This window comes from Bradyrhizobium erythrophlei, assembly GCF_900129505.1.
GTDB lineage: Bacteria > Pseudomonadota > Alphaproteobacteria > Rhizobiales > Xanthobacteraceae > Bradyrhizobium > Bradyrhizobium erythrophlei_D.
Genome location: NZ_LT670818.1, coordinates 2,725,656 through 2,749,474 on the forward strand (window position 1 = coordinate 2,725,656; position 23,819 = coordinate 2,749,474).

General features: G+C 63.5%; 19 protein-coding genes. 15 read left to right on the forward strand and 4 right to left on the reverse strand.

Annotated features, from left to right (window positions below; translation table 11 throughout):
* Window positions 1-2: 2 nt before the first annotated feature.
* The 5 genes from B5525_RS12665 (at window position 3) to B5525_RS12685 (ending at window position 6,631) form a co-directional block, all read left to right on the forward strand.
* The gene (locus B5525_RS12665) at window positions 3-881 is read left to right on the forward strand and encodes an S-methyl-5'-thioadenosine phosphorylase (protein ID WP_079566307.1); all 879 of its coding nucleotides are present in this window, start codon (window positions 3-5) and stop codon (window positions 879-881) included.
* Between the two features lie 154 nt (window positions 882-1,035).
* Window positions 1,036-1,446, forward strand: a complete 411-nt coding sequence (locus B5525_RS12670) for a nuclear transport factor 2 family protein (protein ID WP_079566308.1) — start codon at window positions 1,036-1,038, stop codon at window positions 1,444-1,446.
* A 66-nt stretch (window positions 1,447-1,512) separates the two neighbouring features.
* Window positions 1,513-2,622, forward strand: a complete 1,110-nt coding sequence (gene mtnA, locus B5525_RS12675; protein ID WP_079566309.1) for an S-methyl-5-thioribose-1-phosphate isomerase — start codon at window positions 1,513-1,515, stop codon at window positions 2,620-2,622.
* Window positions 2,623-2,638: 16 nt separating this feature from the next.
* A complete protein-coding gene (locus B5525_RS12680; RefSeq protein ID WP_079566310.1) occupies window positions 2,639-4,693 on the forward strand; it encodes a bifunctional aldolase/short-chain dehydrogenase in 2,055 nt (684 codons plus the stop codon).
* Between the two features lie 351 nt (window positions 4,694-5,044).
* Window positions 5,045-6,631, forward strand: a complete 1,587-nt coding sequence (locus B5525_RS12685) for a GMC family oxidoreductase (RefSeq protein ID WP_244567885.1) — start codon at window positions 5,045-5,047, stop codon at window positions 6,629-6,631.
* Window positions 6,632-6,779: 148 nt separating this feature from the next.
* Here B5525_RS12685 and B5525_RS12690 read toward each other — a convergent pair whose 3' ends face one another.
* Window positions 6,780-7,412 carry an HAD-IA family hydrolase gene (locus B5525_RS12690; protein WP_079566312.1) on the reverse strand — a complete coding sequence of 211 codons (633 nt, stop codon included), beginning with the start codon at window positions 7,410-7,412 and terminating at the stop codon, window positions 6,780-6,782.
* Window positions 7,413-7,565: 153 nt separating this feature from the next.
* Between B5525_RS12690 and B5525_RS12695 the strand changes: the two genes are divergently transcribed.
* From B5525_RS12695 to B5525_RS12705, 3 genes are all read left to right on the forward strand, one after another.
* Window positions 7,566-8,516: a hypothetical protein gene (locus tag B5525_RS12695; protein WP_079566313.1), complete on the forward strand. Its 951-nt coding sequence runs from the start codon at window positions 7,566-7,568 to the stop codon at window positions 8,514-8,516.
* 28 nt (window positions 8,517-8,544) lie between these two features.
* Window positions 8,545-9,300 (forward strand): S1 family peptidase, encoded by a 756-nt coding sequence (locus B5525_RS12700; protein ID WP_079573285.1) that lies wholly within the window; start codon window positions 8,545-8,547, stop codon window positions 9,298-9,300.
* 119 nt (window positions 9,301-9,419) lie between these two features.
* Window positions 9,420-10,925 (forward strand): flavin-containing monooxygenase, encoded by a 1,506-nt coding sequence (locus tag B5525_RS12705; protein WP_079566314.1) that lies wholly within the window; start codon window positions 9,420-9,422, stop codon window positions 10,923-10,925.
* Window positions 10,926-10,971: 46 nt separating this feature from the next.
* On the opposite strand, the gene B5525_RS12710 is transcribed toward B5525_RS12705, so the two are convergent.
* Both B5525_RS12710 and B5525_RS12715 read right to left on the reverse strand, forming a co-directional pair.
* Window positions 10,972-11,901 (reverse strand): response regulator transcription factor, encoded by a 930-nt coding sequence (locus tag B5525_RS12710; RefSeq protein WP_079566315.1) that lies wholly within the window; start codon window positions 11,899-11,901, stop codon window positions 10,972-10,974.
* A complete protein-coding gene (locus tag B5525_RS12715; protein ID WP_079566316.1) occupies window positions 11,891-15,262 on the reverse strand; it encodes a hybrid sensor histidine kinase/response regulator in 3,372 nt (1,123 codons plus the stop codon). Before B5525_RS12715 ends, B5525_RS12710 begins: the two co-directional genes overlap by 11 nt.
* A gap of 165 nt (window positions 15,263-15,427) precedes the next feature.
* Here B5525_RS12715 and urtA point away from each other — a divergent pair, with 165 nt between their 5' ends.
* The 7 genes from urtA (at window position 15,428) to B5525_RS12750 (ending at window position 22,114) form a co-directional block, all read left to right on the forward strand.
* Window positions 15,428-16,687: an urea ABC transporter substrate-binding protein gene (urtA, locus tag B5525_RS12720; protein ID WP_079566317.1), complete on the forward strand. Its 1,260-nt coding sequence runs from the start codon at window positions 15,428-15,430 to the stop codon at window positions 16,685-16,687.
* 125 nt (window positions 16,688-16,812) lie between these two features.
* Window positions 16,813-17,739 carry an urea ABC transporter permease subunit UrtB gene (urtB, locus tag B5525_RS12725; RefSeq protein ID WP_079566318.1) on the forward strand — a complete coding sequence of 309 codons (927 nt, stop codon included), beginning with the start codon at window positions 16,813-16,815 and terminating at the stop codon, window positions 17,737-17,739.
* Between the two features lie 16 nt (window positions 17,740-17,755).
* Entirely contained in the window at window positions 17,756-18,898 is a 1,143-nt protein-coding gene (gene urtC / locus B5525_RS12730; protein ID WP_079566319.1) for an urea ABC transporter permease subunit UrtC, read from the forward strand.
* A gap of 11 nt (window positions 18,899-18,909) precedes the next feature.
* On the forward strand, window positions 18,910-19,665 hold the full coding sequence (gene urtD, locus B5525_RS12735; RefSeq protein ID WP_079566320.1) for an urea ABC transporter ATP-binding protein UrtD: 756 nt from the start codon (window positions 18,910-18,912) through the stop codon (window positions 19,663-19,665).
* Window positions 19,666-19,736: 71 nt separating this feature from the next.
* The gene (urtE, locus tag B5525_RS12740) at window positions 19,737-20,426 is read left to right on the forward strand and encodes an urea ABC transporter ATP-binding subunit UrtE (RefSeq protein ID WP_079566321.1); all 690 of its coding nucleotides are present in this window, start codon (window positions 19,737-19,739) and stop codon (window positions 20,424-20,426) included.
* Between the two features lie 31 nt (window positions 20,427-20,457).
* Window positions 20,458-21,687: a formamidase gene (gene fmdA / locus B5525_RS12745; protein WP_079566322.1), complete on the forward strand. Its 1,230-nt coding sequence runs from the start codon at window positions 20,458-20,460 to the stop codon at window positions 21,685-21,687.
* Window positions 21,688-21,775: 88 nt separating this feature from the next.
* Window positions 21,776-22,114 carry an FmdB family zinc ribbon protein gene (locus B5525_RS12750; RefSeq protein ID WP_079566323.1) on the forward strand — a complete coding sequence of 113 codons (339 nt, stop codon included), beginning with the start codon at window positions 21,776-21,778 and terminating at the stop codon, window positions 22,112-22,114.
* A 211-nt stretch (window positions 22,115-22,325) separates the two neighbouring features.
* On the opposite strand, the gene B5525_RS12755 is transcribed toward B5525_RS12750, so the two are convergent.
* Entirely contained in the window at window positions 22,326-23,807 is a 1,482-nt protein-coding gene (locus B5525_RS12755; RefSeq protein WP_079573287.1) for an HWE histidine kinase domain-containing protein, read from the reverse strand.
* Window positions 23,808-23,819: the final 12 nt, after the last annotated feature.

Genomic DNA, 23,819 nt, shown 5'->3' on the forward strand with positions numbered 1-23,819 from the left:
GCATGACGAAGGCGATCCTGGGTATCATCGGCGGTTCCGGCATTTACGATCTGCCGGGCCTTGAGAACGTGCGCGAGGAGGCGATCGCGAGCCCGTGGGGCGAGCCGTCGGCGCCCGTGCGCCACGGCACCATCGCCGGCCTGCCGATCGTGTTCCTGCCGCGCCACGACAAGGGCCACCGGCTGTCGCCGTCCGACATCAATTACCGCGCCAATATCGACGTGCTCAAGCGCGCCGGGGTCACCGACCTGATCTCGCTGTCGGCCTGCGGGTCGTTCAAGGAAGAGCTGCCGCCCGGCACCTTCGTGCTGGTCGACCAGTTCGTCGACCGTACCCACAAGCGCGAAAATTCGTTCTTCGGTAAAGGATGCGTCGCCCACGTCTCGATGGCGCATCCGGTGTCGCCGCGGCTGCGCATCCACCTTGCCGCGGCCGCCGAGGCCGAGGGCATCGCGATCGCGCGCGGCGGCACTTATCTGTGCATGGAGGGGCCGCAATTCTCCAGCTACGCCGAAAGCATGACCTACAAGAACCTGGGCTACTCCGTGATCGGCATGACCAACATGCCGGAGGCAAAACTCGCCCGCGAGGCCGAGATCTCCTACGCGACAGTGGCGATGGTGACGGACTTCGATTGCTGGCATCCCGACCATGATGCCGTGACGGTGCAGGACATCATCCGGGTATTGACCACCAACGCCGACAAGGCCAAGGGCCTGGTGGCGCGGCTTGCCAAGGATTTCCCGCGCCAGCACGAGCCGTGTCCCAACGGTTCGGACCGCGCGCTCGACACCGCCATCATCACCGCGCCGGAAGCGCGCGATCCCGCGCTTTTGAAAAAGCTCGACGCGGTGGCGGGAAGGATTTTGCGGGAGCGATGAGGCGCCGGATGGGCCTTATGGTTCGAGACGCGCGGCGTTGCCGCGCTCCTCACCATGAGGGTTCGGCACCTTACCACGACGGTCCAGAGGACCTCCTCCTGAGGAGCACGCGCCAGCGTGCGTCTCGAAGGATGGAGCAATGAGGAGTTCGTCGATGTCTGAGGTGTCCGCGCTGTTCGACCGATGGGAGCGGGTCTGGCATGAGGGCCAATACGATCTGATTCCGACTTGCGTGGGCCAGCACTATATCCGGCACGATGAAAAGGGCGACCGGACGGTGACGCTGGAGGCCTACGCGGCCGAGCTCGCGGCTGTCCATCGGGAGCGACCGGGTACCCGCGTAGTCGTGTACGATCACTTGTTCACAGATGATCGCGCGTGGTTCCGCTTTTCGTTCGTTTGGCCTGATCCGCAATCCGGCGAGCGCCGCAGCCGGGCAGGCATGCAAAGCTACCGGATCGAGGATGGAAAGCTCGCGGAGACCTGGATTACGCTGCTCCCGCTAGGGACCGCATGGACGGACGCGGTTGCGCAAGAACGCTGGACGAGCAAACGATCTATCTGACCTGTATTCGTCAGGATACAATTCCCCGCGCGAGAGAGGGGTAGAAGAAGGGAGCAACGCGGCATCATGAAGGTCGACGGCAGGCATATCCGCAGTATCTGGCTCGAGCCCGACGGCGCGACCGTCAGCGCGATCGATCAGCGCCGGCTGCCGCACCATTTTGCGGTGGAGCGGCTGACGAGTTGCGACGCCGCGGCGGACGCGATCAAGTCCATGCTGGTGCGCGGTGCGCCGCTGATCGGCGCGACCGCCGCCTTCGGGATGGCGCTGGCGATGCGGGCCGATCCCTCCGACGCCGCGCTCGATCGCGCCTATCGAACGCTGATCGCGACGCGGCCGACCGCGATCAACCTGAAATGGGCGCTGGACGAGATGGCCTCGCTGCTGCGGCCGCTGCCGCCGTCGGACCGGACCGCGGCGGCCTATTCGCGCGCCGCCGAGATTTCCGAGGATGACATCGCCATCAACCGGGGCATCGGCGAGCACGGCATTGCGCTGATCAAGGCGATTGCCGCGACCAAGAAGCATGGCGAGCGCGTCAATGTGCTGACCCATTGCAACGCCGGCTGGCTCGCCACCGTGGACTGGGGCACCGCGACGGCGCCGATCTATCTGGCGCACGACAGCGGCCATGCCGTCCATGTCTGGGTCGACGAGACCCGTCCGCGCAACCAGGGTGCGTCGCTGACCGCCTGGGAGCTCGGCCATCACGGCGTGCCGCACACCGTGATCCCCGACAACACCGGCGGCCATCTGATGCAGCACGGGATGGTTGATCTCGTCATCGTCGGCACCGACCGTGTCACCGCCAATGGCGATGTCTGCAACAAGATCGGCACGTATCTCAAGGCCCTCGCCGCGCATGACAATGGCGTGCCGTTCTATGTGGCGCTGCCGTCGCCGACGATCGATTTCTCCGTCGCCGACGGGATTGCGGAAATTCCGATCGAGCAGCGCGGGCCCGACGAAGTGACCGATATGACGGGGCGCACCGCCGATGGGCGGATCGAGACGGTACGGATCGTGCCGGACGGTTCGCCGGTCGCCAATTACGGGTTCGACGTGACGCCGGCGCGGCTGGTGACGGGATTGATCACCGAGCGCGGCGTGCTCAAAGCGAACCGCGCAGCGCTCGCAGCCGCCTTTCCCGAGAGAAACGCGACCGCGGCCGAGTAACCAAGGAAGACAGCTGATGCAGAGCGCCTGGATCGATCGCGACGCGGAAACCGCCGTGGCCCGCTACGAAAAGCTCGGACGCGATGTGGGCTTGCGCGTCTACACCACGCGGCTGTTGGGCCAGGATCCGCGGCTGGTGCTGCATGGTGGCGGCAACACGTCGGTGAAGACCACCATTGCCGATCTCAACGGCGAGAACGTCGAGGTGCTCTGCGTAAAAGGCTCCGGCTGGGACATGGGCACGATCGAGCCCGCCGGCCTGCCGGCGGTGCGCCTTGCTCCCCTCTTGAGGCTGCGTGCGCGTGAAAAACTTTCCGACGAGGACATGGTGCGGCTGCAGCGCGCCAATCTGATCGACCCGGCATCGCCCAATCCGTCGGTCGAGGCGCTGCTGCATGCCTTCATCCCGCACAAATTCATCGACCATACCCATTCCACCGCGGTGCTCGCGCTCACCGACCAGCCCGACGGCGAGGCCCTGTGCCGCGAGGTTTATGGCGCGCGCGTCGGTTACGTGCCGTATCTGATGCCGGGCTTTGGTCTCGCAAAGGCCGCGGCGCAAATGTTCGACGCCGATCCCTCAGTCGAGGGCCTGGTCCTGGTCAAGCACGGCATTTTCAGTTTCGGGGCCGATGCGCGGCAAGCCTATGAGCGCATGATCGCGCTGGTGACATTGGCCGAGGAACGACTGGCCAGACAGCGCAAGCCGGCTTTCGTCAGCGCAAAACTGCCGGCCCGGCCGGCGCGTCTCGCCGACGTCGCGCCGATCATCCGCGGTGCCTGCAGCCTGCCGGACAACAGGACCGACGGCGCCTGGAAGCGCTTCGTGCTGGAGTTTCGCGGCGACGATGCGGTGATGAACTTTGTCAACGGCGCGGAGGTCGTGCGCTACGGCCAGGCCGGCGTGGTGACGCCGGACCATAACATCCGCATCAAGAACAAGCCACTGGTGGTCGCAACGCCCGAACAGGGCGATCTCGCCGGCTTCAAGCGCGCGGTCCGCGACGCCGTCGCTGCCTATGGCGAAACCTACAGGGACTATTTTGGGCGCAACAATGCACGCGTCGGCGGCATCAAGACGATACTTGACCAGGCGCCGCGCGTCATTCTGGTGCCCGGCGTCGGCTTGTTCGGGCTCGGCCGCAGCAGCAAGGACGCGAGGATCGCCGCCGATCTCGCGGAAGCCGCGATTGCCACGATCACCGATGCCGAAGCCGTCGGGCGCTTCGAGCCGCTGCCGGAGGCCGATCTGTTCGATGTCGAATACTGGTCGCTCGAACAGGCCAAACTCGGCGGCGCCAGGGAATTGCCGCTGGCGGGGCAGGTTGCGGTCATCACCGGCGCCGGCGGCGCCATAGGATTTGCAACGGCGAAAGCGTTCGCGGCGGCAGGTGCCGAGGTGGCGCTGCTGGATGTCGACGAGGCCGCGGCGCAGGCAAAGGCCAGGGCGATCGGCGGCGCGGCGCTGGGCCTTCGCTGCGATGTCACCGACGCCGCATCGGTGAAGGACGCGTTTGCGCAAGTCGCGGCCGGCTTCGGCGGGGTCGACATCGCCGTGTCGAATGCCGGTGCCGCCTGGCAGGGCCGGATCGGCGAGGTCGACGAAGCGGTGCTGCGGGAAAGTTTTGAGCTGAATTTCTATGGTCACCAGCGCGTCGCGCAGGCGGCGGTCAAAATCATGCGGGCGCAGGGCACGGGCGGCTGCCTGTTGTTCAATGTCTCCAAACAGGCGGTCAATCCCGGGCCCGATTTCGGGCCCTATGGCCTGCCGAAGGCGGCGACGCTGTTTCTGGTGCGGCAATACGCGGTGGATTACGGCAACGAGGGCATTCGCGCCAACGCCGTCAACGCCGACCGGATCCGCTCGGGCCTCTTGACCGAAGACATGATCGCGCAGCGTTCAAAAGCGCGCGGCCTCAGCGAAAAGGACTATATGCGGGGCAATCTCTTGGGCCGGGAAGTCGCGGCCGAGGATGTGGCGCAGGCGTTCCTGGCGCAGGCGCTGGCGCTGAAAACCACCGCCGACGTGACCACCGTCGACGGCGGCAACATCGCCGCCGCGCTGCGGTGAGCGGCTGAAGCCGGCGCCCCGCGGAAGGAATTTTCTCCCTCTCCCCGCTCTTCGCGGGGTCGAGACGAGCGAAGCTCGCTCTGAGAGGGCTGGGGTGAGGGGCTCTCTCAGTAAATTCTGAACATCTGTATGCTGAGACTCCCCCTCACCCGGATTCTCGCTAACGCGAGAATCCGACCTCTCCCCGCAAGCGGGGCGAGGTGACCAGCGAGGCTCGCCGCCGATTCAACGCAGCGTCATGCTCGAATTGGCAAGTCAAGCATCCAAGGTTGTTGACGAACCGCGCCGCTTGATGTGGAACTCATGCCAAGGCCTCGGGCCAATCAAGAAGACAAAACGGGGGGTACGCCGGTGGAAGAGTTCGACTATGTCGTTGTCGGCGGCGGATCGGCCGGCTGCGTGGTGGCCAGCCGTCTCAGCGAAAATCCGAAGGTGCGGGTGTGCCTGCTGGAAGCCGGCGGCGCCGGCAACAACTGGGTGGTCAAGGCGCCGATGGGCATCGCGATCATGGTGCCTTCCAAGACCAACAACTGGGCGTTCCAGACCGTGCCGCAGCCGGGGCTGAACGGCCGCAAGGGCTACCAACCGCGCGGCAAGGCGCTGGGCGGATCGAGCGCGATCAACGCCATGGTCTATATCCGCGGCCATCGCTCCGACTATGACGGCTGGGCGGCGTTGGGCAACACCGGCTGGTCCTACAACGACGTGCTGCCCTATTTCAAAAAGGCTGAAAACAATGAGGTGGTGCAGGACGACTTTCACGGCACCGGCGGTCCGCTCAACGTCGCCGGCATCAGGACCTCCAATCCGTTCCAGGAGCATTTTCTGGAAGCCGGCCGCCAACTGCAGCTTCCGATGAATTCCGATTTCAACGGCGCGCACCAGATGGGACTGGGCGTCTATCAGGTCACCCAGAAGAACGGTGAACGCTGGAGCGCGGCACGCGCCTATCTCGAGCCGAACCTGTCGCGGCCGAACCTCAAGGTCGTCACCGGCGCGCCGGCCCGCAAGATCCTGTTCGACAGCAAGCGCGCGATCGGCGTCGAATACAGCCGCGACGGCAAGCCGGAATCGGTGCGGGCGAAAGCGGAGGTCATCGTCTCCAGCGGCGCGTTCCAGTCGCCGCAATTGCTGATGCTGTCGGGCATCGGCAACGCGGCGGATCTGAAAGGTTTTGGCATTAATGTCGTGCATCACTCGCCGGGCGTCGGCCAGAACCTGCAGGACCATATCGACTATGCCTTCAGCTACAGGTCGAAAAGCCTGCACAACTTTGGCATTTCGTTCGCAGGCCTGCGCCATCTCTGGAAGGAGATCGGACGCTACAAGCGCGACGGCGTCGGCATGGTCACCTCGAACGTCGCCGAATGCGGCGGCTTTCTCAAGACCGACCCGAACCTCGCAGTGCCCGACATCCAGCTGCACTTCAGTGTGGCGATGGCCGACAATCACGGCCGCAACCGGCATCTCGGCCATGGCTTCGGCTGCCATGTCTGCCTGCTGCGCCCCAGGAGCCGCGGCAGCGTGACGCTGAGCAGCGCCGATCCGGCCGCGGTCCCGGCGATCGATCCGAAATTCTACGATTCCCCCGACGATCTCGAGGTCATGGTCAAGGCATTCAAGATCACCCGCCGCATCATGGACGCCGAGCCGCTGGCGAAATGGCGGACCGGGGACATGTTCGCCGCTGATGTCCGCACCGACGACGAAATCCGCGGCGCCCTGCGCCGTCGCTCCGACACCGTGTACCATCCCGTCGGCACGGTGCGCATGGGCACGGACGAGTTGGCCGTGGTCGATCCGCAATTGCGGGTCAACGGCGTGCAGGGCCTGCGGGTGGTCGACGCCTCCATCATGCCGACCCTGATCGGCGGCAACACCAACGCGCCCTCGATCATGATCGGCGAGAAGGCCGCGGATATGATCAGGGCGGGGTGACTGAAATCGCCTGCAAAGTTCGTCATGCCCGGCCTTGTGCCGGGCATCCACGTCCTGGCGGCACGCCGGCAAGAAAGGCGTGGATGGCCGGGACAAGCCCGGCCATCACGAAAAAGCGAATCCTCTCAGGACGAGCTTCGAAAACGCGCTACCGCAGCGCCAGTCCCGTTGCGGCCTCTAGCTCGGCGATCGCCTGCGGTGCGTCAACCACCTTGATGGTGGTCATGCCCATCTCGCGCGCCGGTTTCAAATTGACGCCGAGATCGTCGAGATAGACGCAATCTTTGGGATCGACGTTGAGCTGCTCGGTCATCATCCGGTAGATGCGCGGATCGGGCTTCCTCAAGCCGATCTTGGCGGACTCGATGATGTGATCGAACAGCGCCATCACCTCGGCGACATAGAGCGAGCGGCCGGAGTGGCTGCCGATCGCGTTGGCGGGAAGATTGTTGGTGATGCACCCGGTCTTGAAATTTGCCTTGACGCGGCGGAGCGCCTCGACCATCTCGGGCCGCAGATCGCCCGACAGCAGCGGCAGCACGTCCTTGCCGCGTACCTCGGCGCCCAGCGCCAGCGATTCTTCGGCGAACAGGGAATCGAACGCTTCGATGTCCAGTTCGGCGCGCTCGAATTGCGCCCAGGCATTTTCGTGGTGGTTGAGGGCATTGGTGCGCCGGATGATATCGGCGGGCAGCCCGCGCTCGCGCTCGAACCGCGCAAACGCCTCGAACGGCGAGGTTGTGAGCACCCCGCCGAAATCCCAGATCACGGCCTCGACCATTATTTTTTCCATCCTGCCAACCTACTGCTCGAGCAACGGCTAGCACGACGTTCCTGCGCGGACCAGCCCGCCCGCGGCGGCTTGCCCGTGCCACGGAATTTGGCGTCGGTTACGCCTTCCTGTAAGTTGCCCCGTCAGCCCCAGGGAAATCCCATGAAAGCCTTCGAGACGACGATTGCGGAAAGTGCGGATTCGCTGGCAGGCCCCTGGCGCCTGCCGCACCAGATGCTCCATGCCCAAATCTACGATTCCCACGCCTCGATCCATGACGATGCCACCGCGCAGAAACTGGGCTTTCAGGGCGGGACCATCGAGGGGCCGACGCATTTCAGCCAGTTCGCGCCGCTGTGCGAACGGCTGTGGGGACAAGCGTGGTTCGAAACCGGATGCCTCTCGGCGCATTACCGCAATCCCTCTTTCGAAGGTGAGGAAGTGCAGGCGATTTTGGCCAAGCCCGAACCGGGCGAGACTCAGAGCGCCATCCAGATGGTGAAACGCGACGGCACCGAAGTGTTGCGCGGCACCGCGTCGGTGGGCGTGGGCAAGCTGCCGACCGCGCTGGAGCAGCGGCTGGCTGAGCTGAAGCCGCTGGCCGATCCCGTGATCCTGCGCGACGTCAAGGTCGGGATGAAGACCGGCCGCCAGACGGTGCGGATGGATTTCGATCAGAACATGGGCGACCTCTATCCATTCTCGCTCGCCGGCAAGCTCAAGGTGATCACCGAGCCGAGTCCCTGGTATCGGAACAACGACAATGGCTCTAAAAATCCCTGGGGCCGGCCGATCATCCCGATCGAGATGCTCAGCGTACTGTTTCAATACCGCTCGAAGGAGGACCGCCCGCCGCTGCGGGGGCCGGCGGTCGGCTTGTTCGCCGATCAGGAGATCCGGCTCGTGCGCGGTCCTTTGTTCGTGGGCGAGGATTATCAGACCGAGCGCGAGGTGATCGCACTCAGCGGCAGCCGCCGGACCGAGAGCCTGTGGGTGCGGACCTCTGTGTTCGCGTCCGGCGATGCGCCGGTCGCGTCGATGCTGTTGAATCTCGCCAGCATCAAGGATTCCTATGCGGCCTATGGCCGGGAATACAGCGAACTCTATGCGTGACCGGATCGCCGGCGGCTATTTCCGTCCGATGAAATTTGTGGCCATCGCGCTGGCGGGTGTGCTGCTCGCCGTGCCCGCGCACGCCATCGTCGGCGGCGGGGTGCCGTCGGCCCAGGGTGTCGGCCGCTCCGTCGTCACCATCGTCGGCTCGCGCGGCAATTTCTGCACCGGCACCCTGATCGCACCGAAATTGGTGCTGACGGTGGCGCATTGCGTGCAGCCCGGCGCGACCTACAAGATCGTCGAATATGGCGCGGACCAGAAGCCGGTGTTGCGGGATGTGCGGACCGTCGCCATCCATCCCGGCTTCAACATGCAGGCGATGCTGGCCCATCGCGCCACCGCCGACGTGGCGCTGCTGCAGCTCGATGCGGTCCCGCAAGGGAAAATGCCGGCCGTGCTTGGCACGCCGCAGATTCCGATTGTCGTGGGCAGCCGCTTCACCGTCGCCGGTGTCGGCGTCACCATTCGCGGCGAGGGCTCTAGCGGCGGCATCGTTCGCGCCGCAGGCCTCATCGCCACCGGTAAGCCCGGCACCTTGCAGATCCGCCTGGTCGATCCACTCACGCAAGGGACAAGCGACGGGCTCGGCGCCTGTACCGGGGATTCCGGCGGCCCGGTGTTCGAGGACCGCCTAGCCGGCGCCGCTCTCGTCGGCGTCGTCAGCTGGTCGACGGGCGCGAACGGCGCCGCGGGCTGCGGCGGCCTGACCGGCGTCACGCCGCTGACGCTGTACCGCGACTGGATCCTGCAGACGGCACGGCAATGGGGCGCGGGCTTGTGAAATCCGAACGGGTTGATCTATGTCGTTTTGTCCGGCGCCCCGATGGGTTGCCATGAGCGCGGATCGGGTCCAGCCTCAGCCAACAAAAGTCTGTAAAAAAACAACGGGAAGAAATAACCATGAATGTCATGACCGCCGTCCGCGCTGCATCGTCCTCGAAGGCGGCTGAACATTTCGACGTCCTGATCATCGGCGCCGGCATTTCCGGCATCGGCAGCGCCTATCATTTGACCCAGCAGCTTCCCGACAAAAGCTTGGTCATTCTGGAGAGCCAGGAGAGTTTTGGCGGCACCTGGCTGACCCACAAATATCCGGGAATCCGCTCCGACAGCGATCTGCACACGTTCGGCTACCGCTTCAAGCCGTGGGTCGGACCGCCGATCGCGACCTCCGAGGAAATCAAGTCCTACATGGGCGAGGTGATCGTCGAGAACGATCTCGGCAAGCACATTCGCTACCGGCACCGGATCGAACGCGCGAGCTGGTCGAGCGCGACCAATCTGTGGACCATTGAAGCGGTGCGGACCGACAGCGGCGAGCCGGTGAATTTCACCGCGAATTTCCTCTGGATGTGCCAGGGCTATTATCGCCATTCCCAGGGCTACACGCCGCAATGGCCTGACATGGACAAGTTCAAGGGCCGCGTCGTCCATCCGCAACTCTGGCCCGAGGATATCGAGCTTGCGGACAAGAAGGTGGTGGTGATCGGCTCGGGCGCCACCGCCGCGACGCTGATTCCCGCGATCGCCGGCAAATGCGCCCATGTCACCATGCTGCAGCGTTCGCCGACCTATTTTAGGGTCGGCCGCAACGCCATCGAGCTCGCCGAGACGCTGCGGCAGCTCCAGGTCAGGGAGGAATGGATCCACGAGATCGTGCGCCGCAAGATCCTGTTCGAGCAGGATGCGTTCACGCGCCGCTGCATCGCCGAGCCGGAGCTGGTCAAGAAGGAGTTGATCAGCCAGATCACCGCGGTGCTCGGTCCCGACTACGACGTGGAAAAGCACTTCACGCCGAAATACCGGCCGTGGCGGCAGCGCATCGCCTTCGTTCCCGACGCCGATCTGTTTCTGGGCATCAAGAGCGGCAGAGCGAGCGTCGTCACCGACGAGATCGACCGCTTTACCGAAAAAGGCATTCGGCTGAAATCGGGTCAGGAGCTCGACGCCGATATCGTCGTCACCGCGACCGGGTTCGATCTCTGTGTGCTCGGCGATATCGCTTTTTCCATCGACGGCAAGCCGCTGAATTTCGGCGACACCGTCACCTATCGCGGCATGATGTTCACGGGCGTGCCGAACATGGTCTGGGTGTTCGGCTATTTCCGCGCGAGCTGGACGCTGCGCACCGATCTGGTGGCGGATTTCGTCTGCCGTCTGCTCGCGCACATGAAGGAGAAGGGTGCCGGCAAGATCGTGCCGGGTTTGCGGCCGGAAGATCACAACATGCCGCTGTTGTCCTGGATCGATCCCGAAAACTTCAATCCGGGCTACATGATGCGCAGCATGAACCTGTTGCCGAAGCGCGGCGACAAGCCGGAATGGCAGCACAGCCAGGACTACTGGGCCGAGAAGGACGAAATTCCGGCGATTGATCTCGACGATTCCGCGTTCGTCTACGATTGACGGCAGCAGCCATCTCTCCCACGGGGAGAGGTCGGCCCAGCGCCGTTCACGAATTCCGCCGGCTCGCGCTGGTCGCAATGGCGGCGGCGGCGGTGCGGTTCTCGACGCCGAGCTTGGCGTAGATCTGCTCGAGATGCTTGTCGACTGTCCGCGGGCTCAAGCCCAGGATCTGCGCGATGTCGCGGTTGGTCTTGCCTTTCGACAGCCACGACAGCACCTCGCCCTCCCGCGTCGTCAGGCCGAGTTCGCTGGAGAATTCGGCGGGCAGGTTGGTGCTGGACTCCTTGGCGAGCCGCAGCAGGAATTCGTTCGGGCCGAGCTTGCCCATATACTGCAGCTGCAGCTGCTCATTGTCGGGGAATGACGCCATCGCCGGCGTCTTCGACCCGCTCTTGCCGTTCTGCGCCTGTTCGAGCCATTGCAGCATGGGCTCGGGCAGCACCAGTTCGTCGTTGGGACTGGCCGCGAGATTGGCCGACAACAGCTTCTGCGCCTGCGGCGTCGCCCACATGATCGTGCCCAGCCGGTTGACGGCGAGCAGAAAACGGCCGGACACATCGAGCGCCGCGCGGGCGCTCTGGGTCAGCCGGGCATTGGCGAGATGAACCCTGATCCGCGCCAGCATCTCCTCGATCACGATCGGCTTTGTCACGTAGTCGACGCCGCCGGCCTCCAGCCCGCGCACGATGTGTTCGGTCTCCGCAAGGCCCGTCATGAAGATCACCGGCACGTTGCTCAAGCCCGCGTCGCGCTTGAGACGCCGGCAGGTTTCGAAACCGTCGATGCCCGGCATCACGGCGTCGAGCAGAACGATGTCGGGCGTGATCTGGTCGACGATCCGCATCGCCGCCGCGCCGTCCATCGCGACCATGACGGTCATGCCCGCGCCGTCGAGCGCGTCGGTCAAGAGCCGCAGCGTCTCCGGGGAATCATCGACAACGAGCGCGATGTCGCGCTTTTTCGGCTCAGTGATCATACGAATGCAGGGTTTTCAGGGTTGCCATGTACTGATCCAGATCGAAGCGATCGACCAGCGAGCGCATTTGCGAAACGAAGTCGGCATGTTCGGGATAATCGGTTCCGATCTCGTCCAGCTTGACCTGGATCGCCCTGATATAGCCGAGCTGGCCAAGACCGATCAGTTCCTCGACATGCTTCACCGGCGGCCGCGAGCCCGAGTCCGGTTTCCAGCGCGGGACCACGGTCTCGTTGGTTTCATATTGCCATTCGATCTTGAGCAGCTGGCGGATCAGCTCCAGCAGCCTCGGAATATCGATCGGCTTCATCAGGTAGCCGTCGTGGAAAGGCTGCGCCAGCGGCGTGCCGTGTGCCTCCAGCGCGCTCGCCGAAACCATCAGGATGCGGGCCTGGTGATGCCCGGTCGCACGCAGCGTCTCCGCCACCGTCCATCCGTCCATGCCGGACATCGAGATATCCAGCAGAAACAAATCGGGCCGGCAATGCTGGGCGAGCGCAAGGCAGCCGGGTCCGTCCGGCGCGCTCAACAGGATAAAGCCGAGCGGCGTCAGCACTTCGCGCAAGAGGTCGCGCTGTACCGGATCGTCGTCGGTGACCAGGATGGTCTTGCGCGGGCCGTGATAGCCGAACAGCGGCGCGTTGACCGGCGCGATCCGCGTCGGATTGGTTACCTCCGACAGCAGGATCTTGACGCGAAAATTGCTGCCGGTCCCGACCGTGGAGGTCACCCTTATATCGCCACCCATCACGCCCGCCAGCAGCCGGCTGATGGTCAGCCCCAGACCGGTCCCGGTCTGCGGCTGCGACACGCCGAGCGCACCGCGCTCGAAGGGCGCGAAGATGCGCTCAAGGTCGCCTGCCTGGATGCCCGGGCCGGTGTCGATCACTTCGAACTCGGCGACCGGGCTGCGGTAATGAACCACGAACTGCACGCTGCCGGTTTGCGTGAACTTGATGGCATTCGACAACAGATTGATCAGGATCTGGCGCAGCCGCTTCTCGTCGGCATAGACCACGACCGGCAGCACCGCCGGGCGCTTGAAGATGAAATCGATGCCCCTGGCGGCGGCCTGCAGCCGGAACATGCCGACCAGCTGATCGAGGAATTCGCTGAGCCGGACTTGGTCGCGCGACAGATACAGCCGGCCGGCCTCGATCTTGGAAATGTCGAGAATGCCGTCGATCAGCCCTGACAGATGGTCGGCGCTGCGGCGGACGACGCGGACCTGGTCGCGCGGCTTTGGCGGCAGGCTGGAATCCTGCTCCAGCAATTGCGCGTAGCCGGAAATTGCGTTCAGCGGCGAGCGTAGTTCATGGCTCAAGCCCACGACATAGCGGCTCTTCGCCAGATTGGCCGACTCGGCGACCTCCTTGGCGCGCTGCAATTCGGTGTCGGTGCGCTTGTGGGCGTCGATCTCCTGAATCAGAAGCGTGGTCTGCCGCCGTGTTTCGGCTTCCGCCGCGCGCCGGCTCTGCTGCGCCAGCACGAACAGCCAGGCCACGACCCCGATGATGATGGTCAGTGCGAAGAACACCTTCCACAGCACTTCGGAGAGCTGCAGATTGTCGGCGTGAACCGTCGCCGAGGTCTGCAGATAGATCAGCCCGAGCGTCAGTCCGACCAGGCCGGCGGAAACCGCGAACACCCCGAGATAATGCCCGAGCTGCGAATTGATCCGCGCGTAGATCGGTTGCGGCAGCAGCTTGCCGAGGGTTTCCGAGATCTGCGCCTGGATCCGCGCGTGCGGCTTGCAGAGATCTTGGCAGCGGGCGTCGAGCGAACAGCACAGCGAGCAGATTGGGCCGGCATAGGCAGGGCAGGACGCCATGTCCTCGGGCTCGAACGAATGCTCGCAAATGCAGCACTGGATCGCTTCGATGTTCTGCCAGCTGCGTCTCGGCTTGCGCGCGATATAATACTTGCCGTCGGTCAAATAGGCGATCAGCGGCGCGGTGACGAAGGCGACAATCAGCGCGACGAACGGCGCCAGCGCTTTCGCCGTCGAGCCGAACAGGCCATAGAACGCGGTGATCGAGACCACGGTGGCGATCGTCATGGCGCCGACGCCGACCGGATTGATGTCGTAGAGATGCGCGCGCTTGAATTCCATGTGCGGCGGCCGCAAGCCGAGCGGCTTGTTGACCACGAGGTCCGAAACCAGCGCGCCGACCCAGGCGATCGCGACGTTGGAATAAAGCGCCAGCGTCTGTTCGAGCGCCTTGTAGACGCCGATCTCCATCAACAGCAGCGCCACCACCACGTTGAAGACCAGCCAGACCACGCGGCCGGGATGGCTGTGGGTGAGGCGGGAAAAGAAGTTCGACCATGCGATCGAACCGGCGTAGGCGTTGGTAACGTTGATCTTCAGCTGCGACAGGATGACGAAGGTGCCGGTCAGCGCCAGCGCGAGATCCGGCTCCGACAGCACGTAGCGGAAGGCCTCCAGATACATGTGCGCCGGTTCGGCGGCATGCTCGTAGGTGACGCCATGGCTCAGGGCAAAATAGGCCAGGAACGATCCGGCCAGCAGTTTGAGCGAACCGAGAATGATCCAGCCGGGGCCGGCGCTCAACAGCGCGATCCACCAGGAGGTCTTCGAGGTCCGGCGGTCGCGCGGCAGAAACCGCAGGAAGTCGACCTGCTCGCCGATCTGCGCCACCAGCGAGAACACCACCGAAGCGGCGGTGCCGAACAGCAGGAGATCGAGATGCCCCGAAAGGTTGCCATGCTCGCCGGGGAAATTTCTCCACTCCACGAAAGAGTGCGGATTGGCCCAGGCGATCGCCGCAAAGGGCAGGATGTGAAGAATGATCCAGAGCGGCTGTGTCCACAACTGGAACCGGCTGATCAGCGTGATGCCGTGGGTGACCAGCGGGATGATGACGACGGCGCTGATGAGATAGCCGATCGGGCGCGGGATGCCGAAGCACAGCTCGAGGGCGGTTGCGAGAATGACCGCCTCGATAGCGAAGAAGATGAAGGTGAACGAGGCGTAGATCAGCGAGGTGATGGTCGAGCCGATATAGCCGAAGCCGGCGCCGCGGGTTAACAGATCGATGTCGATGCCGCATTTGGCGGCGTGATAGGCGATCGGTAGGCCGCAGCAGAAGATGATGACGCTGACGACCAGGATCGCCGCGGTGGCATTGGTGACACCGTAGTTGAGGGTAATGGTGCCGCCGATCGCCTCCAGCGCCAGGAACGAGATCGCGCCCAGCGCGGTGTTGGCGACGCGGGCGGCGGACCAGCGCCGCGCGCTCTTGGCTGTAAAGCGCAGCGCGTAATCTTCCAGCGTCTGGTTGGCAACCCATTGATTATATTGGCGCCTGACGCGGTCTATCCGCTGCCGCCCTGCCACTTCGGTACTCCTGACCCCCAGAGCCTTACCCTGCAAAGCCCGCCTAAAAATCTACGTCGCTATTTTGCGGTGCAATATACGCGATCTTGCGTATCTGTGCACTGCACAATTTCAGTAATCCTCGACCCCGCCAATAACGCGTACTCGAACACCAACGGGGTAAACATGTCAGACGACAACAAACAGGGGCTGCAGTCGGCATTCCGCCGCAAGCTGCTCATGGGAATGGCGGCGATTCCCGCCTTAACCATGCTTCCTCGCCCATCTTTTGCGGAAGTGCCGGCAACCTCCGCGATCAACACCACCGGTCTCGCGGTTACCGATACTGAAGTCACCTGCGGCATCCTGCATTCGGCCACCGGCACCATGGCGATCTCGGAAACCGGGTCGATCGAGTCCGAAAAGCTCGCCATCTCGCAGATCAACGAAGCTGGCGGCATCCTTGGCCGCAAGATCAAGATCATCCAGGAAGACGGCGCCAGCGATTGGCCGACCTTCGCGGAAAAGGCCAAGAAGCTTCTCGTCAACGACAAGGTCGCGGCGATCATGGGTTGCTGGACCTCGGCCTCCCGCAAGGCCGTGCTGCCGGTCCTCGAACAATATAATGGCATGCTCTACTACCCGACCTTCTATGAAGGCCTCGAGCAGTCCAAGAACGTCATCTACACCGGTCAGGAAGCCACCCAGCAGATTCTCGCTGGCCTGAACTGGGTCGCCAAAGAAAAGGGCGCGAAATCGTTCTTCTTCATCGGCTCGGACTACATCTGGCCGCGCACGTCGAACAAGATCGCGCGCAAGCACGTCGAGAACGTGCTGAAGGGCAAGGTCGTCGGCGAAGAATATTATCCGCTCGGCAACACCCAGTTCAACTCGGTCATCAACAAGATCAAGTTGACCAAGCCTGATGTGATCTTCACCGACGTCGTCGGCGGATCGAACGTCGCATTCTACAAGCAGCTCAAGGCGGCCGGTATCGACCTGTCGAAGCAGACGCTGCTGACGATCTCGGTGACCGAAGACGAAATCGACGGCATCGGCGGCGAGAACATCGCGGGCGCCTATGCCTGCATGAAGTACTTCCAGTCGCTCGACAATCCGAACAACAAGCTGTTCGTTCCGGCCTTCAAGAAAATGTGGGGCGAGAAGACGGTGATCGGCGACGTGACGCAGGCCGCCTATCTCGGCCCGTGGCTGTGGAAGTTAACGGCCGAGAAAGCTGGAAGCTTCGATGTCGACAAGATCGCGGCGGCTTCGCCCGGAATCGAATTCAAGGGTGCGCCCGAAGGCTACGTGCGGATCCATGAAAACCACCATCTGTGGTCCAAGACCCGGGTCGGTCGTGCCAAGCTCGACGGCCAGTTCGAACTGGTCTTCGAAACCGCCGATCTGGTCGAGCCGGATCCGTTCCCGAAGGGCTACCAGTAAGCGCTCGCCCTTCAATCGCGCTTTTCCCAAGCCGCTCCCTGGCGCGGATCGTCAATCCGCGCTCAAGACCCCCGCGTCGCGAATCATCTCGCGGCGCGGGACTTATCCCCTGACGGAGGACATCGATGTTCGGCGACTATTCGATTGGTGATCTCGGCTCCATCTTCGTCATGCAGGGCTTTGCCGGCCTGATCCTGTTCTCCGTCTACGTGCTGATGGCGCTCGGTCTTGCGATCATTTTCGGCCAGATGGGCGTCATCAACATGGCGCATGGCGAGTTCATGATCCTCGGCGCCTACGTCACCTGGATGACGTCGAATTTCTTCCAGGCCTACCTTCCGGGCCTGTTCGCCGGCTACTTCTTCCTGGCGATGATATTGGCCTTCATAGCGTCCGGGGCGCTCGGCATGCTGGTGGAGTGGGCGCTGATCCGTCACCTCTACAAGCGTCCGCTCGATACGCTGCTCGCCACCTGGGGCCTGAGCCTGATCCTGCAGCAGGCCTATCGCTCGATCTTCGGTGCGCGCGAGGTCGGCGTCGAGCTGCCGCAGTGGATGCTCGGCTCGCTGCATGTATCCGACAGCATCGAGGTGCCGATCAACGGCATCTTCGTGATGTGCCTGACGGTTCTGATCACCATCGCGGTCGCCTACGTCATGTACAAGTCGCGCTGGGGCCGCCAGGTCCGCGCCGTCGTGCAGAACCGCATCATGGCCGGCGCGGTCGGCATCAATACCGAGAAGGTCGACCGCTACACCTTCGCGCTCGGTTGCGGCATCGCCGGCGTCGCCGGAAGCGCCTTCACCATGATCGGCTCGACCGGGCCGACCTCGGGCCAGCTCTACATCGTCGATACCTTCCTGGTGGTGGTGTTCGGCGGAGCCGCGAGCCTGCTCGGCACCATCGCATCCGCATTCAGCATCTCGCAGACGCAGTCGACGCTCGAGTTCTTCATGTCGGGCTCGATGGCAAAGGTCCTCACGTTGCTTGCCGTTGTCGGAATCCTGATGCTGCGGCCGCAGGGTCTGTTCGCCCTCAAGGTCCGCAAATAACAAAAGGGCTGAAGCCATGACCGACAATCGCTTTGTCAATAAATCGGAGCTGATCGGAATTTTGCTGCTCGCCGCTTTCTTGGTGGTGATCCTTCCGCTCTGCCTCGATGTCTTCAGACTCAATCTGGTCGCGAAATACCTCACTTACGCCTTCGTGGCGCTGGGGCTGGTGATCTGCTGGGGCTACGGCGGCATCCTGAGCCTCGGGCAGGGCGTGTTCTTCGGGCTCGGCGGCTACTGCATGGCGATGTTCCTCAAGCTCGAAGCCTCCAGCGTCGAGAACACCAAGATCCAGTCGACGCCCGGCATCCCCGATTTCATGGACTGGAACCAGATCACCTCGCTGCCGCTGTTCTGGCAGCCCTTCCACAGCCTCACCTTCACCGTCTTCGCCATCATCCTGGTGCCCGGCCTGTTTGCCCTGATCATCGGTGCGGCGATGTTCAAACGCCGTGTCGGCGGCACCTATTTCGCCATCATCACCCAGGCGGTCGCCGCCATCCTGACCATCCTGATCGTGGGCCAGCAGGGCTACACCGGCGGCATCAACGGCATGACCGACCTGCGCACCCTGAAGGGATGGGACATCCGGCCGGACCACGCCAAGATCGTGCTCTACTTCTTCGAGGTGGGCTGCCTGTTCGTCTGCATCTTCATCGCCCAATTCATCCGGCACTCCAAGCTCGGCCGCATCCTGGTGGCGATGCGCGACAAGGAGGACCGGGTTCGCTTCTCCGGCTACAGCGTCGCGAACTTCAAGATCTTCGCCTTCTGCGTCGCCGCCATGTTTTCCGCGGTCGGCGGCGCCATGTTCGCGCTCAATGTCGGTTTCATGTCGCCGTCCTTTGTCGGCATCGTGCCGTCGATCGAAATGGTGATCTACACCGCGGTAGGCGGCCGGCTCTCGATCCTGGGCGCGGTCTACGGCACGCTGCTCGTCAACTTCGCCAAGACCAGCCTGTCGGAATCTTTCCCGGAACTGTGGCTGTTCGGGCTCGGCGGCCTGTTCATCGCGGTCGTTCTCGCCTTCCCGAACGGCCTGGCCGGGATCTGGAGCGACTATGTGGCGCCCCAGATCGCCCGGCTGTTCACCTCTGGCAAATCGAAACCCGGCGGCTGGACCGACAAGTCGGTTGCCGACGGCGCACCGGCGGAATGAGGAGATAGATCATGCTCATAGGCCATCAGCCCAAGGAGTTCCTGCTTGCGGTCGAAGCGCTCACGGTTTCCTTCGACGGCTTCAAGGCGGTCAACGATCTCTCCTTCTATGTCGAGGAGAACGAGATCCGCGTCATCATTGGTCCCAACGGCGCCGGCAAGACCACGGTGCTCGACCTGATCTGCGGCAAGACCAAGGCGACCTCCGGCTCGATCCAGTTCCGCGGCCAGGAGCTCACTAAATTGAAGGAGAACCAGATCGTGCAGGCCGGCGTGGGACGAAAGTTTCAGACCCCGTCGATCTACGACGACCTCACCGTGTTCGAGAATCTCGAGATATCGTTTCCGCGCGGCCGCACCGTGTTCGGCGCGCTGACCTTCACGCGCGATGCCGTGGTGCGCGACCGGGTCCACGAGGTCGCCGAAATGATCTTCCTGAAGGACCGGCTCGACGTGAACGCCGAACTGCTCAGCCACGGCCAGAAGCAATGGCTCGAGATCGGCATGCTGCTGATCCAGGATCCGGAATTGCTGATGCTGGACGAGCCGGTTGCCGGCATGAGCGTCAGCGAGCGCGTCAAGACCGCCGAGCTGCTCAACCGCATCATCAAGGATCGGTCCGTGCTGGTGATCGAGCACGACATGAAATTCGTCGAGGACATCGCGCACAAGGTCACGGTCCTGCATCAGGGCCAGATCCTGTCCGAGGGCACGATGGATCACGTCAAGAACGATCCCAAGGTCATCGAAGTCTATCTCGGGCATTAGAGCATGGTCCCGAAAAGTGGGGTCCGGTTTTCGGACCAGATCATGCGCGGTGAAGGATAAGGAACGCTTCAATGCTGGCAATCTCCGATCTGCACGTTGCCTACGGCCAGAGCGAGGTGCTGCACGGCCTCAACGTCTCGGTGGCGCAAAACGAGATCGTGGCCATCATGGGCCGCAACGGCATGGGCAAGACCACGCTGATGAAGTCGCTGATGGGGATCGTGCCGACCAAGAGCGGTTCGGTGTCGATGGACGGTGCCGAGCTCTCCAGCATGAAGAGCTACGAACGCGTGGCCAAGGGTCTCGCCTACGTGCCGCAGGGCCGGATGATCTTCTCCACCATGACGGTGAAGGAGAACATCGAGACCGGCCTCGTGGTGTCTGGCGAGACCGAGGTGCCGGGCAGCATCTACGAGCTGTTTCCGGTGCTGCTGGAGATGAAGAACCGCCGCGGCGGCAACCTGTCCGGCGGGCAGCAGCAGCAACTCGCGATCGCACGGGCGCTGGTCACCAAGCCGAAGGTGCTGCTGCTGGACGAGCCCACCGAGGGTATCCAGCCCTCGATCATCAAGGACATGGCGCGCACGCTGAAGCGCATTCGCGACGAGCGCGGATTGTCGATCGTGGTCTCCGAGCAGGTGCTGAGTTTCGCGCTCGATATCGCCGACCGCGTGCTCGTGATCGAGAACGGCGAGATCGTGCGCGACGACAAGCGTGACACCGTCGATGCCGCGCAGGTCTCGAAATATCTGTCTGTCTAACCGTAACAGCTTGTAAAAAGGGGAGCTTTTGATGCCAGAAACACTGATCAAGGTCGATCTGTCGCAATCGGCCTACGATAACGATATGATTCATAATCGCTGGCATCCGGACGTGCCGATGGTGGCGTGGGTCAATCCCGGCGATGACTTCATCGTCGAGACCTACGACTGGACTGGCGGCTTCATCAAGAACAACGACTCCGCCGACGACGTGCGCGACATCGACCTGTCGATCGTGCACTTCCTGTCCGGCCCGATCGGCGTCAAGGGCGCCGAGCCCGGCGACCTGCTGGTGGTCGATCTGCTCGACGTCGGCCCGGTGAAGGAAAGCCTCTGGGGTTTTAACGGCTTCTTCTCCAAGCAGAACGGCGGTGGCTTCCTGACCGATCACTTCCCGCTGGCGCAGAAGTCGATCTGGGACTTCAAGGGCATGTACACCTCCTCGCGCCACGTTCCCGGCGTTAATTTTGCGGGGTTAATCCATCCCGGCCTGATCGGCTGTCTGCCCGATCCGAAACTGCTCGCGACCTGGAACGAGCGCGAGACCGCTCTGATCGCGACCAATCCGACCCGGGTGCCGGGGCTTGCCAACCCGCCGTTCGGCCCGACCGCGCACATGGGCCGCTTGAAGGGCGACGCCAAGGCGAAGGCCGCGGCGGAAGGCGCCCGCACGGTGCCGCCGCGCGAGCATGGCGGCAATTGCGACATCAAGGATCTGTCGCGCGGTTCGAAGATCTACTTCCCGGTCTACGTGCCCGGCGGCGGCCTCTCGATGGGCGATCTGCACTTCAGCCAGGGCGACGGCGAGATCACCTTCTGCGGCGCGATCGAGATGGCCGGCTGGCTGCATCTCAAGGTCGAAATCATCAAGGACGGCGTGTCGAAATACGGCATCAAGAACCCCGTATTCAAGCCGTCGCCGGTGACGCCGAACTACAAGGACTACCTGATCTTCGAAGGCATCTCGGTCGACGAAGCCGGCAAGCAGCACTACCTCGACGTGCATATCGCCTATCGGCAGGCCTGTTTGAACGCGATCGAATATCTGAAGAAGTTCGGCTATTCGGGTGCGCAGGCCTATTCGATCCTCGGCACCGCGCCCTGCCAGGGCCATATCTCCGGGGTGGTCGACGTGCCCAACGCCTGCGCGACGCTGTGGCTACCGACGGAGATCTTCGACTTCGACATCATGCCGTCGTCGGCCGGCCCGATCAAACACATCAGGGGGGACATCCAGATGCCGCTGTCCCAGGACAAGTAATCCCTGCGCGACGGGGTGCGGGACGGCCGCGTATCCGCCGCCCCGCATCCGCTGTCGCGGCCACCAAAATTGCGCAAGGGGAAGCAAAATGCCGGTCTATGAATATCTCTGTAACGATTGCGGCCCGTTCACCGACATGCGGCCGATGTCGGAATGCGACGAGCCACAGGACTGCCCGCAATGCGCGGGCGAAGCGCCCAGGGTGATCCTGACCGCGCCGAATTTCTTCTGCATGCCCACCGACAAGCGCAAGGCCCACGCCACCAATGAGCGCTCGGCCAACGCGCCCAAGACCGTCGGCGAGTACAAGGCCTCGCACGGCCCAGGCTGCGGCTGCTGCTCGACCAAGCCGTCGCGTCTGGTCAAGAAAACCGCGACCGGCAGCAAGAGTTTTCCGACCGCACGTCCGTGGATGATCAGCCACTGATTCCGGAATCTCGAAGCCAGGACTTCCCAGGTCCTTGGCTCCATCCTTCGAGACGCATCGCGGAGCCTGTCATCGGGCGCGCATTCGCGCGACCCGTTGGCGATGCTCTTCAGGATGAGGTCTTGGTTCCTCATGGTGAGGAGCGCGTCTTCGCGCATCTCGAACCATGAGGCCCCGGACGCGTGGATGGCAAGGCTCAACGGGAATAAAGCTAGCTCAGCCGGCTGCCGCCCACGGCGAGGCTAGGTCGCGGGTTGAGCTGCCGGGTGGCGATATCCGGCGTTAGCGGCACCGACAGGCGGCAGATCAGGCCTTCGGAGCGCCAGTTGAAATCGGCCTGTCCGCCGAGCTGGGATTCGATGGAGGCGATCACGCTTCTGGTTCCGAAGCCGCGCGAGGCCGGCTTTTCGACCAGCGGGCCGTCCTTCTCCTCCCAAACCAGTTCGAGAGCGTCGCCCTCGATTCCCCAGTGGAGGGAGAGCCGGCCGGACAATGTCGACAGCGCGCCATATTTTGCCGAATTGGTGACGAGCTCGTGCAAAACCAGCGCCAGCGTCTGCGCGGTCGCGGGCTGCAGCTGAATGTCGGTGCCGCGGAAGCTGATCTGGTCGCCGGTCGCATAGGGGGCGAGCTCTTCGTCCACCAGCTTGCCAATTTCGGCGCCCTGCCAGCTCGACAGCGAAAGAATGGTGTGCACGCGCGCCAGCGCGCTGATCCGCCCCTCCACGGCCTGGACATAGGCCTTGATGGTTTCGCCCCGCGTCAGCCGGACGATGGATTGGGCCAGCGCCAGCGCATTCTTGGCGCGGTGATCGACTTCCCGGGCCAGCAGGCTCTGGCGCTCCTCGGCGCGTTTCCGTTCGGTGATATCGACGGTGACGCCGCTGATGCGCGCCACGCGGCCGGCCCTGTCGACGGTCGCGGCCGCCGTGCCGACGCACCAGCGGACTTCGCCGTCCGGCCGGGTGACCCGAAACTCCGCCTCATAAGACCGTGCGCCCTTGCTGAACTGGGCGATGGCCTTGCGCAATTCGTCGAGATCGTCCGGATGCAGCAGAGCCTCGACATTCGCCGTCGTCACCGCGAAGCTCTTCGGGTCGAGCCCGAAGATGCGGTACTGGCCTTCGTCCCACATCCAGTCGCCATTGATCCAGTCCCAGTCCCAGGACCCCATGCTGCCGGCGGCGAGCGCCAGGCTGCGGCGCTGTTCGCTTTCCTTGAGCCTTGCGGTGGATTCCTCCAGCTCCGCGGTGCGCGCGCGAACGCGATCCTCGAGCTCGGCATTGAACCGCTCGAGCTGCCGGGTCTTGCGATAGAGTTCGGCGAAGATCCTGATTTTCGCGCGCAACACCTCGGGGATGACCGGCACCGGAACGTAGTCGACCGCGCCCATCTCGTAGCCGCGCAGCCGGTCGATGTCGCTGACCTGGATCGCCGAGATGAAGATCATGGCGGTCTTCTGGAAACGGGGATGCTCGCGGATCATGGCAGCGAGCTCGAAGCCGTCGAGTTCCGGCATGCAGACGTCGACCAGGATGACCGCGACCTCGTTCTTGAGCAGATATTCCAGCGCCTCGCGGCCCGAGGTCGCTACCGCAAGATTCTCGCCGAGCTCCTTCAGGATCACCTCATAGGCGAGCAGCTTGGCGGGCTGATCGTCGACCAGGAGGATGTTTACCTTTTCATGGTCCATCATCGAATGCAC